Source organism: Bradyrhizobium sp. McL0615 (assembly GCF_049993905.1).
Lineage (GTDB): Bacteria > Pseudomonadota > Alphaproteobacteria > Rhizobiales > Xanthobacteraceae > Bradyrhizobium.
The window spans coordinates 2,926,847-2,940,320 of sequence record NZ_CP188254.1 but is presented as its reverse complement, the minus strand read 5'-3'; the positions used below and the strand labels follow the sequence as shown (position 1 = coordinate 2,940,320).

The 13,474-nt window shown below is 63.2% G+C and carries 12 protein-coding genes; 1 reads left to right on the top strand and 11 read right to left on the bottom strand.

Going from position 1 to position 13,474, the window contains the following annotated elements:
* Nucleotides 1-82 precede the first annotated feature (82 nt).
* From ACPPVP_RS13985 to ACPPVP_RS13970, 4 genes are all read right to left on the bottom strand, one after another.
* The gene (locus ACPPVP_RS13985; protein ID WP_426535124.1) at nt 83-559 is read right to left on the bottom strand and encodes a phasin; all 477 of its coding nucleotides are present in this window, start codon (nt 557-559) and stop codon (nt 83-85) included.
* A 288-nt stretch (nt 560-847) separates the two neighbouring features.
* Entirely contained in the window at nt 848-1,441 is a 594-nt protein-coding gene (locus ACPPVP_RS13980; RefSeq protein ID WP_426535121.1) for an N-acetyltransferase family protein, read from the bottom strand.
* A complete protein-coding gene (locus tag ACPPVP_RS13975) occupies nt 1,438-2,520 on the bottom strand; it encodes a PHA/PHB synthase family protein (RefSeq protein ID WP_426535119.1) in 1,083 nt (360 codons plus the stop codon). The genes ACPPVP_RS13980 and ACPPVP_RS13975 overlap by 4 nt, the downstream gene beginning before the upstream one ends.
* Complete coding sequence (locus tag ACPPVP_RS13970) at nt 2,517-2,897, bottom strand: hypothetical protein (RefSeq protein WP_426535117.1); 381 nt, start codon at nt 2,895-2,897, stop codon at nt 2,517-2,519. The genes ACPPVP_RS13975 and ACPPVP_RS13970 overlap by 4 nt, the downstream gene beginning before the upstream one ends.
* Before the next feature lie 165 nt (nt 2,898-3,062).
* Here ACPPVP_RS13970 and ACPPVP_RS13965 point away from each other — a divergent pair, with 165 nt between their 5' ends.
* Entirely contained in the window at nt 3,063-3,977 is a 915-nt protein-coding gene (locus ACPPVP_RS13965; RefSeq protein ID WP_426535115.1) for an alpha/beta fold hydrolase, read from the top strand.
* On the opposite strand, the gene ACPPVP_RS13960 is transcribed toward ACPPVP_RS13965, so the two are convergent.
* The 7 genes from ACPPVP_RS13960 to ACPPVP_RS13930 all read right to left on the bottom strand — a co-directional run bounded on the left by ACPPVP_RS13960 (nt 3,974) and on the right by ACPPVP_RS13930 (nt 13,295).
* Complete coding sequence (locus ACPPVP_RS13960; RefSeq protein ID WP_426535113.1) at nt 3,974-4,648, bottom strand: spermidine synthase; 675 nt, start codon at nt 4,646-4,648, stop codon at nt 3,974-3,976. The genes ACPPVP_RS13965 and ACPPVP_RS13960 overlap by 4 nt on opposite strands.
* A 139-nt stretch (nt 4,649-4,787) precedes the next feature.
* Nucleotides 4,788-8,024: a bifunctional cytochrome P450/NADPH--P450 reductase gene (locus tag ACPPVP_RS13955; protein ID WP_426535111.1), complete on the bottom strand. Its 3,237-nt coding sequence runs from the start codon at nt 8,022-8,024 to the stop codon at nt 4,788-4,790.
* 159 nt (nt 8,025-8,183) lie between these two features.
* Nucleotides 8,184-9,179 carry an alpha/beta fold hydrolase gene (locus tag ACPPVP_RS13950; RefSeq protein ID WP_426535109.1) on the bottom strand — a complete coding sequence of 332 codons (996 nt, stop codon included), beginning with the start codon at nt 9,177-9,179 and terminating at the stop codon, nt 8,184-8,186.
* A 9-nt stretch (nt 9,180-9,188) separates the two neighbouring features.
* The gene (locus ACPPVP_RS13945; protein ID WP_426535107.1) at nt 9,189-10,736 is read right to left on the bottom strand and encodes a WS/DGAT/MGAT family O-acyltransferase; all 1,548 of its coding nucleotides are present in this window, start codon (nt 10,734-10,736) and stop codon (nt 9,189-9,191) included.
* Between the two features lie 154 nt (nt 10,737-10,890).
* Nucleotides 10,891-11,667 carry an esterase/lipase family protein gene (locus ACPPVP_RS13940; RefSeq protein WP_426535105.1) on the bottom strand — a complete coding sequence of 259 codons (777 nt, stop codon included), beginning with the start codon at nt 11,665-11,667 and terminating at the stop codon, nt 10,891-10,893.
* Between the two features lie 21 nt (nt 11,668-11,688).
* On the bottom strand, nt 11,689-11,943 hold the full coding sequence (locus ACPPVP_RS13935) for a DUF6489 family protein (RefSeq protein WP_426535103.1): 255 nt from the start codon (nt 11,941-11,943) through the stop codon (nt 11,689-11,691).
* A gap of 98 nt (nt 11,944-12,041) precedes the next feature.
* Complete coding sequence (locus tag ACPPVP_RS13930; protein WP_426535101.1) at nt 12,042-13,295, bottom strand: NAD(P)/FAD-dependent oxidoreductase; 1,254 nt, start codon at nt 13,293-13,295, stop codon at nt 12,042-12,044.
* Between the last annotated feature and the right edge of the window lie 179 nt (nt 13,296-13,474).

The following is a 13,474-nucleotide window of genomic DNA, read 5'->3' as shown; positions in this document are numbered from 1 at the left end:
ACATTGATCTATGCCGACGCCGGACAAAAAGAAGGCCCGCCTAAGCGGGCCTTCGAAAATGCAGTTGTCAGGCGGATCGCGATCAGGCGGTCTTGGAGTAGACCTTGGAGAAGTTGTCCTGCGCGTTCTTGGCACCCTCGGTGACGAGCTTGCCGAGATATTCGGTGGTGGCCTTCGCCCGCGAGACGAACACTTCGCCACGCGCACGGACCATGTCCGACTGGATCTGGGCAGCTTCGCTCAGCGACTTGGCCGAAGCGAGCTTGTCGATGCCGGCGAAGAACGCTTCCGCGTCCTGATAGAACGCCTGCTGGATGTTGCGGCTGATCTTGGCGGCCTCGGTGACCGAACCGGCAACGGCGGTCTCGATGGCAGCGGTGACCTTCTCAGAACCGGCATGCATGTCGGCGGCGCGAACCTTGGCGGTCTCGGCCTGCTTCTTCACGAAGTCACGGGCAGCTTCCGGAACTTCCAGGTTCCGGAGCTTGGTGAACGCCTCGGTGACGGGCGCGAAGGCTTCCTTGACGGTGTTCAGCACGGAATTGGTTTCGGTGGTCATTGGGGTTTCTCCATCCTCAGGTTTGAGCTATGGGCTCACCCCGTCCGGATTGGCCCGGGGCGAGATCGTTGTGCCATAGTTAATGGTGCGGCGCAACATCAATGTTGCAGCGCGATATCACGAATCCGTGAACGGACCGATGGATAGGCGCTTTGCCCGCAGAACCGGCAAAATTTCCACTTTAGTCTAATGCCGGAGCAAACCCCACCTACTTTGCATGGGGTTGTTTTGCGAGTTTTTGTCCGGGCGGTGTCCGGCCGATCAGTTGTCCGGGCGGTGTCCGGCCGGTCAGTGCTGGACCGCTCCCGGCAACCCGTAGGCTTCCATCTGCGCCCGCACCTGCGCCACATTATGCCCGAGCACGACGATGTCGTGCTTCTTGCCGTCGACGTCCCGGACGTGATCCCGCAGCAGCGCTTCGGCCTTGAAGCCGAGGCTTTCGAACAGCCCGATCGCCGCCTGCTGGTCGACCGTCATCTGCACCGACAGCTTTTCCAGGCCGGCGCCCAAGGCCAGTGCGAAGGTCTCCTGCGACAGCGCCCGTCCAACCCCCTGCCCGCGGACATCGAGCGACACCACCATCCGGATTTCGCCGACATGGGGCGACCAGGAATGCGGGTCGCGCACCAGCGTGCCGCAGCCGACCACCGCCCCGCCCTTGATCGCCACCAGGCTCACGATCGCGCCGCGCTCGATCTCGTTGATCCAGGCCGACAGCACTTTGGGCTGGCTGATGTTGCGCGGCAGAAACAGCAGATCGTGCGTCGGGAGCTTTTGCGCGAAGGCCAGCACGGCGGCTTCGTCGCTGCGCGCCATCAGGCGGAATTCGATGTCGCCGGCGTCGGTCTTGACGTGGCGCGGATAGGAACGTGTTTCGCTCATGTTGATCTCTTACCTAACCAGGAATCCAGTTTCGGCCACAGCCGCTTGATGGCGTTGGCGCCGGCGACGAGGCTGACGTGGCCGCCCTTCAGCATCACCTCTTCCTTGTCGGTCGAGCCGACCTTGGTAATCAGGTGTTTTGCGGCATCATAGGGCACGATGTGATCGTGCTCGGCGACCGCATGCAGGATCGGCACCTTGATGTCGGCGATGTCAGCCGCGCGCCCGCCGACCGTCATGGTGTCGTTGTAAAGCTTGTTGTCCCACATCAGGTCCTTGGTAATGGTGCGAAAGTACTCGCCGGCCAACGGCAAGGTATCCGTGCCCCAGCGATCCATCATCCGGTAGGCCTTGACGTATTCGTCGTTCCAGATGTTCTCCCACAATTGCACCTGGCTGACCGCGCGCGACGCCGGCCGCAGCATCTCGAATGACGACAGGATCATTTCCGGCGGCACATTGCCGACGCTGTCGACGAGGCGATCGACATCGAAATAGCGCCGATCGGAGAAATTCGAAAACAGCTTCATCTCGCGAAAGTCGATCGGCGTGGTGAAGCAGATCAGGTTCTTCATCGGCCCGTCGTTGAAGATCGAGCCGTACAGCAGCGACAGCACGCCGCCGAAGCAATAGCCGATCACGTTGACGTCTTGCTCGCCGGAATCCTGTTGCACGCGGCGAACGCAATCCGGGATGAAATCGAGGACGTAGTCCTCCATGCGCAGGGATTTTTCCTCCGGCTTCGGCGCGGTCCAGTCCAGCATGTAGACGTCGTAGCCACGCTTCAGCAGAAACTCGATAAAGCTCTGGCCCGGCACCAGGTCGAGGATGTAACCGCGGTTGGTGGTCGCCATCACGATCAGGATCGGAATGCGGTAGATTTCATCCGCCATCGGGCGATAGTGATAGAGGTTCATGGTGCCGCGAACGGCCAGAATGTCCTTTGGCGTCGAGCCGAGCGATGGACCCGATGAAGCAATGTATTCGACGCCCTTGATGCTGCGCTGGATCGCGCGCTGCACCTCGGACTGGATCCGCTCCGGGATCGACGCCAGATCGAGGCCTGCGGGAGCATTCATTTTGGCTCTCCCTCCGTTGGCGGACGCTTGGTGCGCGGCGGCCGCGGCGTGCCGGCGCCGCCGTCCGTTGCCAGCGAGTTATGATGCACCTGGTGCAGCATCGCCTTGATCTCGTTGAGCTGGCCCTCTATCGACTGCAGCCGTTCGGCCATGCCGACCATCTGCGCCCGGCTCGGCAGGTTCATCGCGAGCAGGTATTTCTCCATCAGCTCGCCGAGCTGCTTTTGCGCGCCCGCCGACACGCCGCCGACCTGGTTCATCACCTTTGAGAATTCAGGCGATGCCATCGCCTGGTTGGCGAAGGAGTTGAAGCCCTTCTCCATTTCTCCGAGCATGGTCTGCCAGATCACGGCAGGATCGTTGCCTTTGTCGGCCATAGGCGCCCTCTCCCGAAAGGTCACGAGCGCTTGCCACGCTTCGCTTGTGTTGGCCCATACCACACCGTTGCGGCTGGCCGGTCAACCACTGCAAAGCCTTCTGCGGTGCGGGAAACCGTGCCATAGTTGCTCAAAGCTCAGGTCACCCAAGGGAAGACAAACGCGATGCTCGCCCATCAGCCGCCACAGACCGCTCGCGCCAACGGCATCGACATCTGCTACGAAATTTTCGGCGATCCGGCCGCGGAACCGCTGTTGCTGATCATGGGCCTCGGCGCCCAGATGATCCATTGGGATGACGATTTCTGTCGCCAGCTCGCCGCGCGCGGCTTTCGCGTCATCCGCTTCGACAACCGCGACATCGGCAAATCCTCGCATCTTTCGGGCGGCAAGCGTCTCACCCCATTCGAGCTGCTCAAGCTGCGGTTCCTGAAGATCCCGGTCGCAGCGACCTACCAACTGATCGACATGGCCAAGGACACGGTGGGCCTGATGGACGTGCTCGGCATCAAGTCCGCGCATCTGGTCGGCGCCTCGATGGGCGGCATGATCGCCCAGGAAGTCGCGCTGTCGTTCCCGCAGCGGGTGCGTTCGCTCACCTCGATCATGTCGACCACGGGCAACCCGAAAGTTCCGCCGCCGACGCGCGAGGCTGCCGCTGTACTGATGGCGCCGCCGCCCACCACCAAGGAAGAGTATTTCGCTCGGTTTGCCAAGACCTGGAAGGTGCTGCGCGTCGGCTCGTTCCCGGAAGACGAGGCGCTCGATCCCTCACGCGCCGCCCGCACCTTCGATCGCGGCCTCAATCCGGCCGGCGTCGGGCGCCAACTGCGCGCAGTACTGGCCTCCGGCAGCCGCAAGGAACGGCTGGCGCAGGTCAAGATTCCGACGCTGGTCATTCACGGCACCGTCGATCCGCTGGTCCGTCCCGAAGGCGGCAAGGACACCGCGGCGTCAATACCCGGCGCGAAGTTGCTGATGATCGAAGGCATGGGCCACGCGCTCCCGATTCCGATGTGGCCGCAGATCATCGGCGCGATCGACGAGCACGCCCATCGCGCGGCGGCAAAGGCGGCTTAATTCTTTGTCGCGATCCAGATGATGTGGCGGGCGCCGCCGCCTTTGCCGGTGGCGCGGATGTTGACTTCGTTGACGTCGAAGCCTGCGCCACGCAGGCGTTTTGCGAATGCCGGGTTCTGCCCGGACGACCAGACCGCCAGCACGCCGCCCGGTCGCAGCGCGGTGTGCGCCGCTTTCAATCCTGCTGAACTGTAGAGCGCATCATTGGCCTTGCGGGTCAGGCCTTCCGGACCGTTATCGACGTCGAGCAAAATGGCATCGAATTTCGAACGGTGGGTGCGGATGATTTCGGTAACGTCGGCTTCCCGGATGCTGACGCGGGGATCGCGGAGGCTGTCGCCAAAAATTTCCGCCATCGGGCCGCGCGCCCAGGCGACGACGGCCGGGACGAGTTCAACCACCACGATTTGCGCCTTGTTGCCGAGCGCCCCCAGCGCTGCCCGCAGCGTAAAGCCCATGCCGAGGCCGCCGACGAGCATATGGGGTTTTGCAACCTTCTCGATCTTCTTCGCCGCAAGCGTCGCGAGCGCGGCTTCCGAGCCCGAGAGGCGGCTGTTCATCAGCTCGTTGGTGCCGAGCATGATGGAGAACTCCTTGCCGCGGCGCATCAGGCGGAGTTCATCCTCGGTGCCGGGAATGCGCGCGGTGTCGAGTTTTTCCCAAGGAATCATGCAACTGCTTTAGCACCAAACGCTGTCATCGTCCGGCTCGACCGGACGATCCAGTATTCCAGAGACGCCAGTGATTGAAACGAGAGGCCGCGGCGTACTGGGTCCCCCGCTTTCGCGGAGGACGACAGCGGGGGCCAGCCTACCCACCCGCCCATACATCCAGCACGTAACGGTTCTTGGTGCCGAGATCGTCGATCCAGCGCAGGCCGGCCTCGGCGTCGCCGCCGGACTTTTCACGGTAGATCGCAACCAGCGCGGCCTTGACATCAGGCTCCATCTTGCCGCCGTCGCCGCAGACATAGACGATTGCGCCCTGCTCGATCAGGCTCCAGACGCGCGCTTTCTGCGCCGTCACCTGATGCTGCACATAGGTCTTCGGCCCGTCGGCGCGCGAGAATGCGGTGTGCAGGTCGACAATGCCGTCGGCAGCGAAGGCTTTCAGTTCGTCTGCGTAGAGAAAATCCTGTTCGGGATGTCGGCAGCCGAAGAACAGCATCGCCGGCCCCAGCGTGGCCCCTTGCGCCTTGCGGTGCGCCCGCTCCTGCAGGAAGCCGCGGAATGGCGCCAGCCCGGTACCGGGACCGATCATGATCACGGGCACGGCAGGATCGTCCGGTAAGCGGAAGCCGGCCTTGGTCTCGCGCACGGTGGCATGCACGCTGTCGCCGACGCGGCGGCCGGAGAGATAGTTCGAGCAGACGCCCTTGTAGACGCCGCGGCCCGAACTGGCGGGCGCTTCGACGACGCCGACCGTGACGCTGCAGCGCGCCGCGTCGATCGAGGGCGACGACGAGATCGAGTAGTAGCGCGGCGCCAGCAGCGACAGCATTTCGAGGTAGGCGTGGAACGGCAGTTCGCAGGCCGGATATTCCTCCAGCAGGTCGAACACCGATTTGCGCTTGGCCAGCACGTCCGAGCGATAGCGCTCCGCGGAAGCCGCATCGTCACCGATATAGGCGAGCAGTTTTGGTTTGGTGACCGGACAGCGCGTCTGTTCCGACATGATCTGGATCTGCTTGCGGGTCGCGATCTGCTGCAGCTCGACGAATTCGGTGAGCAATCGCCCGACCGACACGACATCGCCCACCGGCAATTGCGCGCGGCGGCCTTCCGCGACCTGCAGCCGGATCTGATCGGCCGGCAGGAAACCGAAACGGCGCGCGACGGAATCCACCAGCGCGGGATCGTTGCGCGGGACGACGCTGAGATGGTCGCCGACACGATAGGTGATGCCGGGTGGCAACTGCACCTCGATGTGCCGGGTCGAGCGGTCGGAAGGATTGGCGCCGCTTTTGCTCTGCAGCTCGGAATTGACCGACACTTTCATCGGTGAAACGCCACCCTGCGCAACGAGCACGTTGACGGCGGAGGGCGCCACCGGCTCGATCGAATAGAGCGGCGCGTCGTCGGCGCTGCGGGCGAAACTGGAATCGACGCCTAACTCCTTCATCGCGGCGGGCGCGGCCGCTGCGAACCATTTTTCGAACTGGCCGTCGAGATCGCTGCGCGCATCGCCCTCGCCGCGGCCATAGAGACTGCGCGCGCCGTGCGCCGCCAACTGCTCGTCGATCATGCGCGGCACGGATTGATAGGTGGCGGCCCAGTCGCTGTTGCCGCAACCGAACACGGCATAGCGCACCTTGGCGAGCGCATCCTTTGGCAGGCCGCTGTCCAGCCATTTGACGAACTGCGTGGCATTATCAGGGGCTGCGCCATTGTAGGAGGCGCAGAAGATCAGCAGCCCGCCCTCTTCCGGCAGCTTGCCGACATAATCGTCGAGCGCGCCGAGCTTGGTCGCAAAGCCGTTGACCTCGGCGAGGTCGGCTACCCGTGTTGCCAGTTCTTCCGCCGTGCCGAGGTTAGAGCCGTAGAGCACCAACAGCGGCGTGTTGTGCCCCGGACGGGTCCGCGCCTGCGGTGCTGCCGCGTTCGAGGCGGCGGCAGCCACGGCCGCCCGACCGGCGAACGCGCCACGGTCCTTGTCGGCGCGCGGCCGAACCTTGATCTTGAAGCCGTCGGGCTTGATCGTCAGCGTTTCCTTCAGGTGCATCTGGTAGCGATTGATATCGATCAGCTTGAAGCGCTGCAGGATCATGCCGATGGCGAGTGCCGCTTCATGCATCGCAAAGCCGCGTCCGATGCAGGCGCGCTGGCCGTTGCCGAACGGCTTCCAGGCGTTGACCGGCCGCTTGGCCTCGGCCTCGCGGCTGAAATTCTCGGGATCGAAGGCATCCGGGTTCGGTCCCCAGACGCTGGGATCGCGATGCAACGCCATCACGAGCACTGTAACGAACGTGTTCTTCCTTAGTTTGTACTTGCCGCCGATCGTCTCGTCCTGCAGCGGCGCGATGCCGTAGGCCGGTGCCGGCGGCCACAGCCGCAGCGCCTCCTTCAGGATCTGCGTGATGTAGGTGAGCTGCGTAACCTGCTGATAGGTCGGCCTTGCGTTGATGTCAGGCCCGAGCACGCGGTCGACTTCCTCATAGGCCTTCTTGAGCACGTCGGGGTGCTTGAGCAGCGCATAGATCGTGCACGACAACAATCCACTGGTGGTCTCGTGGCCCGCGATCAGGAATGTGTTGATCTGGTAGCGGATGTTGACGTCGTCGAGCTGCTCGCCGGTGGCGCGATCGACGCCGGTCATCATGGCACCGAGCATATCCTTCTTGCCCTCGGCCGCCTCGGCATTGCCGCGGCGCTCGGCGATGATCTCGTCGACCATCTTGTTCATGAAGGCGACGTCCTCGGCGAGCGTCTTGCGCCGCTTCTGCAGCCACAGGCCTTCCAGCGGAATACCGCGCGTCATCATGATGGTCTCGAGCGACCGCACCAGCGATTCCACGAACGGGTGATAATCGCGGCGATAGAACGAATTGAAGCGATAGTCGAAGCCGCACAACCCGATGGTGTCGAGCGTCAGCGCGGTCATATCGTGGACGACGTCGATCTCCTCGTCGCCGTTGAGCCGCTCCCATTTCTTCACGAGCTGCTCGGCGATATCCACCATGCTCGGATGATAGGACGTCATCGCGCGGTTACCGAACGGCTGCAGCAGGATGTTGTGCGCCTTGCTCCAGTTCGGCTCGCTGGTATCGGCGGTAAACAGCCCGTCGCCGCCGACGGCGCGGACGCGGCGCAGCGAACCGCGCACCGCCTTGTCGAAGCGCTTTTCGTCGGAGAGTTCGTCGATCAGATCGTGGCCGGCAACGATGACGAGCGGCGCGCCCATCATGTCGAGCCAGAAGATCGGCCCCAGCTCCTTGGTCAGCCGCACCAGATGCTGCACCGGCGCATTCGGATCCAGCGACAGCATATTGCCGACGACAGGCTTCTTCGGCGGATGCGGTATCGGATTCAGTTTATTGGGGGACGCCATTGTCGAAGTATCTCCTGCCTGCCTAAACCGTCATTGCGAGCGAAGCGACTTGTCCGCCGTAGCTCAAGGAGCGAAGGCGGAAGCAATCCATCGCTCGGCGAAAAGAAAGAATGGATTGCTTCGTCACTTCGCTCCTCGCAATGACGACGCGTTAGCTTTCTACCCAAATCTTTTCTTACGCCATTCGATCAGCTTGGCGCTGACCTCGTCCGGCTTTTCCTGCTGCGTCCAATGGCCGCTGCCGCGCACCAGATATTTCTCCAGATCGGGGACGAGCTTCTCCATGCCGTCGGCGGCCGATGGCGGCAGCACCGCATCGTTCTCGGCCATGATCATCAGCGACGGGACGTGTACGTGATGATCGAGCCCCTTCGAGCGCTGCCAATTGCGCGTAAAGTTGCGGTACCAGTTGATGCCACCGGTGAATCCGGTTTTGGTGAAGGTATCGACGAACACCTTCTTTTCCTCCGGCGACAGGATCGGCGTGCGCGGATCGTGCTTGGCGTCGTAATTCGCGATCATCTGCGGAAACGCGAGATTGAGCCGCGGCGAGGCGCCGACGCCGGCGATCGGCTGTTCCTCCGGCGTCCCTTCGGGGCGTGCCACCGGCTTGCGCATGAACGCATCGAAAGTCTGCTCAACGCGGCCTCCGAAAATCCTGTCCGGTTCGCGGCCGGGGTCCTGGAATTGCACAATGTACATCTTGTCGCCGAAACGCTGGCGAAACAGCTCGATCGGATCGGCCGGCGCGCGATCCCAATGCGGGGTGTTGACGCCGACGACGCCGGCAACGCGTGACGGATGCCGCAGCGGCATCTGCCAGACGATGAAGCCGCCCCAGTCGTGGCCGACGAAGATCGCCTTGTCGATCTTGAGATGATCGAGCAGACCGACGAGGTCGCCGGTCAGGTGCTCCATATCGTAGGCCTCGACCGGCTCGGGCCGGTCGGTCGCGCCATAGCCGCGCTGGTCTGGCGCAATCACCCGGATGCCTGCCTCGCTCAAGGCTTTGATCTGGTGACGCCAGGAGAACGCGATTTCCGGCCAGCCGTGGCACAGGATGACCGGTGGCTTGTCGGAGGCCGACCCCGCCTCGTAATAGCCCATGCGAATACCGTTCACCTGGGCGAACTGCAGCGGCGGCATTTCAATCATCACAAAACCCTATTCAGCGGCGCTGGTCATGCTCGGCGGCGGCGCGAACGCCGCCTCCAGCGCTTCAAATTCGACCGGCAGCATGTCGCACATCACCTGGACATGCGGAATGATGTTGGCGCCGGCGATGAAGCCGAAATCGAGCTGGTCGCGATAGCTCTGCACGGTGATGTTGAGCGCGATCCCGTGGGTCGAGATCGACACCGGGAAGATGTGCAGCAATTCCGCGCCCGCCGCGTACAGCGTCTGCCGCGGCCCCGGCACGTTGGACACCGTGATGTTGGCGGACGGCGGCAACACGTTCGACAGGTCCGAGCGGCTGTAGAGCAGCGCCAGGATCTGCACCAGGATCGGCGCACCCAGCATCGAGATATTGGAGACCTGCGGCATGAACGCCCGCAACGGATGCGACATCTCCTTGGACTTGGTGGATTGCGCGATGATCGCCTCCAGCCGCGCCTTCGGGTCCTCGATATTGGTGGCGATCGAGCAGATCATGCCGAACACCTGGTTGTTGGCCTCGGTGTTGCCCTCCTCGCGCAGCGAGATCGGCACCGCTGCCGTCATCGACTTGGCGGGTAGAGCGCCGCGCTCCAGCAGATAGCGCCGGACCACGCCCGAGGATAGCGCCAGCACCACGTCGTTGAGCTTGCCGCCAGATGCCTTGGCGACCGCCTTGGCCCGCGACAGCGAGATCGAGGTGCCGGCAAAGCTGCGTTCCGACGAAATCGCCTTGTTCAAAATCGTCGGCGGCGAAACCATGCTGGCGATGCTGTCGCGCGACTTCGGATCGGAGATCTTGCCGACCACGTCGGAGACGCTCTTGAGCATCGCCGGAATGCTGCCGGCGAACTTTACCGCGCTCTCGATCTGGAACATCGCGTTGTCGAACAGGATCGATCCGAGATCGCTCTTGCCGGAACGCGGCAGGTCGAGGGTCTTAGGCGTCGACGAGCCGTCGAAGGGTTGGCGCCAGAGCTGCTGGTAGGAATCGATCAGGTTGGCGGCGATGTCGCGCGGCTCGTTGCCGCCCTTGGCCTGCGGTATGGGTTGCTCGACCACGCGCGGCACCGGGGTGACGTCATAGATCATGTTGGTCAGCGCAGCACCGGCGCCGCCGTCGATGCAGGCGTGATGCATCTTGGAATAAAGCCCGATCTCGTTGTCCTTCATGCCCTCGAAGACATAGAACTCCCACAGCGGCCGGGCGCGGTTGAGCAGCTTGGCATGCATCCAGCCGACGATGCGTTCCAGCGTGGCGCGGTCATACGGCGCCGGCAGGCTGCCGCGGAAGATGTGCCGGTCGATGTCGAACTGGTCGTCCTCGACCCAGGACGGATGATCGATGTCGAGCGGCGCCTTTTCCAGGCGGGCTTTGAGGATCGGCGCGATATGCAACCGCGAGGCGATCATCGCCTTGAAGTCCTCGAAGAAGTTGCCGTTGTAATTCTCCGGCAGGCGGAAGATCGCCATGCTGCCGACATGCATCGGCATCTCCGGCGTTTCCAGATACAGAAACGACGCGTCCATCGAAGACAGTTTCTTGGCGTCCGCCATATATTCCTCCCGCAGTAGAAAACGCGACGCCTTGGCGGCGCTTCTGGCGTCTAGAATGTATTTGTTATTGGAGCATATCCGAAAACCTCTCACCATCCCGCATCAATTGCAGGGCGGGATCTTTCGGGTTCACGCCCTAAGCTCAGGGCGTTGCTCAGGATTGTGCATTTTCAGGGGGGCCGTAGGCAATGACAAAAGGTCCTGATCGGTCAAAATGCTTAAATTCCCCTTCGGGCTGCGCCAGACGGTCGGCCACCGCCCATAATGCTGCGGGGTTGACGCCGAGCCCGATATGGCTGGCGAAGTACACCTCGATGTTTTCGGCCGTGCTGGAGGGACGCAACAGGCTGGTGTGCCAGTTCACGATGCCGTCGGTACGCGAATAGATCGAGGTCGCCGGCACCGGCAGGTCACCGGCGATCGCCTCCCGGATCTCCGGATTGTCGTCGACGGCCTCCCCCGACAGCGCCTCATAGAGCCGCGTGGCGTTGGTCGCCCGGATGTCGTTGGCAAACGGACTGCCGAGCGTGATCACGGAGCGCACCATGTCCGGCGCCTGCAAAGCGAGATCGCGCGCATAGACACCGCCGAGACTCCAGCCGATCAGGCTGACCTTGCGGCCGCTCTGGTCGTGAATGCGCTGCAGGAGATCGCGCAACGCGACGCGCTTGGAAGCGACGCCGCCGAGATTGCGGCCCATGTTCCACGCATGGGCGTCGTAGCCGAGCTCCTTGAGGTAGCGCCGCATCGGCGCCATCGAAAGATCGCTGGCGAGAAAACCCGGCAGCGTCAGCACCGGATGCCCGTCGCCCTTGGGGGCGCGCAACAATAGCGGCGACAGCAGGAGGCTCGAGTTCAGCTCAAACAGTCCCCTCGCCTCGGCCAGCATCAGGAACAGGCTCGGCGGGCGTAGCTTTTGCTCTTCCGCCATCCCGTCCTCCGCGACAGCCACTTACTTCCTGTCCTTCTGACCCATGCCGCCAAGGCCGGCCATGGTCACGAACATGTCCTGGAACCGCTCGGCGATCTTGGGATCGAACGTGAACCAGCTCTGGATCAGCGACTCCGGAGAAACCTTTTCGATGTTGGCCATCATCTGCTGCTGCATCTTGTCCATCACCGCCGTCTGCATCGGCTGCACGTCCGGAAGGCCGAAAAACTGCCTGGCCTCCAGCGGCGTGCAATCCACTTCGACGTTAACTTTCATGACCGCTCCTCTTGCTGGCTTGTGACAGTATCGCCACGATGTCCCGCGTCGCGCAAGGACAAGACCGCGCCCCCACCCCCGTCAATCGCCTGGTATGGTCAACCAAAACGTTCGACGGCAAAAGGCCTGACATCGGCAAACGGGGTCTCGCCGGTCATCATTTCCGCCAGCAGGCGGCCGGTGGCGGGTCCGAGCGTCAGGCCGTGGTGCTGGTGGCCGAAATCGAACCATAGCCCGCTATGACGGGGGGCCTTGCCGATCACCGGCAACATATCGGGCAAACAGGGGCGCGCGCCCTTCCACGGTGCGGCGTCAACCGCCTCTCCCAGCGGGAACAGCCGGTGCGCCCGCGGCAGGGCTCGCTCGACCTGGACCGGCGTCGGCGGCGCGTCGCGGTGAGCAAACTCGGCGCCGGTCGTCAGGCGAATGCCGCGGTTCATCGGCGCCAGGAGATAGCCGAGATCGGTGTCCAGCACGGGATGGTTCAAGACCGCATTGCCGCGCGGCTTGAGGTGCAAATGGTAACCACGCTTGACCTGAAGCGGGATCGAATAGCCGAGCGGCGCAAAAATCTGATCGGACCACGGTCCCATCGCCACCACGACGTCGCGCGCGGTGATCGTGCCTTCCAGCGTCGCCACCCGCCACCGTCCGCCGGACTGTTCGAGCGTTCGTGCGTCACCGACAAGGTATCGCCCGCCTTTGCGGCCGAACAGCGCCGAATAGGCTTTGGCCAGGCCGCCGGGATCCGGCACGAAGCCCGGCGCCGGAAAATGGATGGCACCGCTGAAATCACCGGTCAGATGCGGCTCGCGGGCAGTTATGCCCGCCGTGTCCAGGATCTCGCCCGCGACTCCATACTGCCTGGCGCGCTCCAGCTCCCTCACGGCGCCCGCCAGCGTCGCCTCGGAGCGAAACAGCTTGATCCAGCCGTTCCGCCGCAACAGCTCCGGCACGTTGGCTTCCGCGATCAGCGCCTCATGCTCGATCAGGCTGCGCTGGATCAACGGCAATTCGGCCATCGCGCTGTGCAGTGCACGCTCGGGTGACGAGGCGAGGAAATAGCGTACCAGCCACGGCAGGAAGGCCGGCAAATCCTTGAAGTGGTAACGCACCTGCGGCGCGCGAAGGAACGCGTAGCGCAGGATCTGGCCGAGATCACGCGGAAACATGTAGGGAAAGACCGAGGCGCATTCGATCAGTCCGCCATTGCCGTGACTGGTTTCCTCGCCGGCCAACTCGTGCCGGTCGATCAGAACGACGCCCCGGCCGCGTTTCTGCAGGTGCAAGGCGGCGCTCACGCCGACCATGCCCGCACCCAGGACGAGTACGTCGGCCTTCAGTTCCGCCATCTGGCACTCCGAAAGTTCAATGTCGCGTGCTTGCGCGCACGGCTTAGGGTGAAACTAGTCAATACCGCACCGCCGCGCAAACCGGCATGCAATGCGGGATAATGATGCTTGCGCGGTGGCTGGACTCTGGCAACATGGCTCGGCAATATCCGCCGCTAGTTCGCGGAAATGGCTGATCA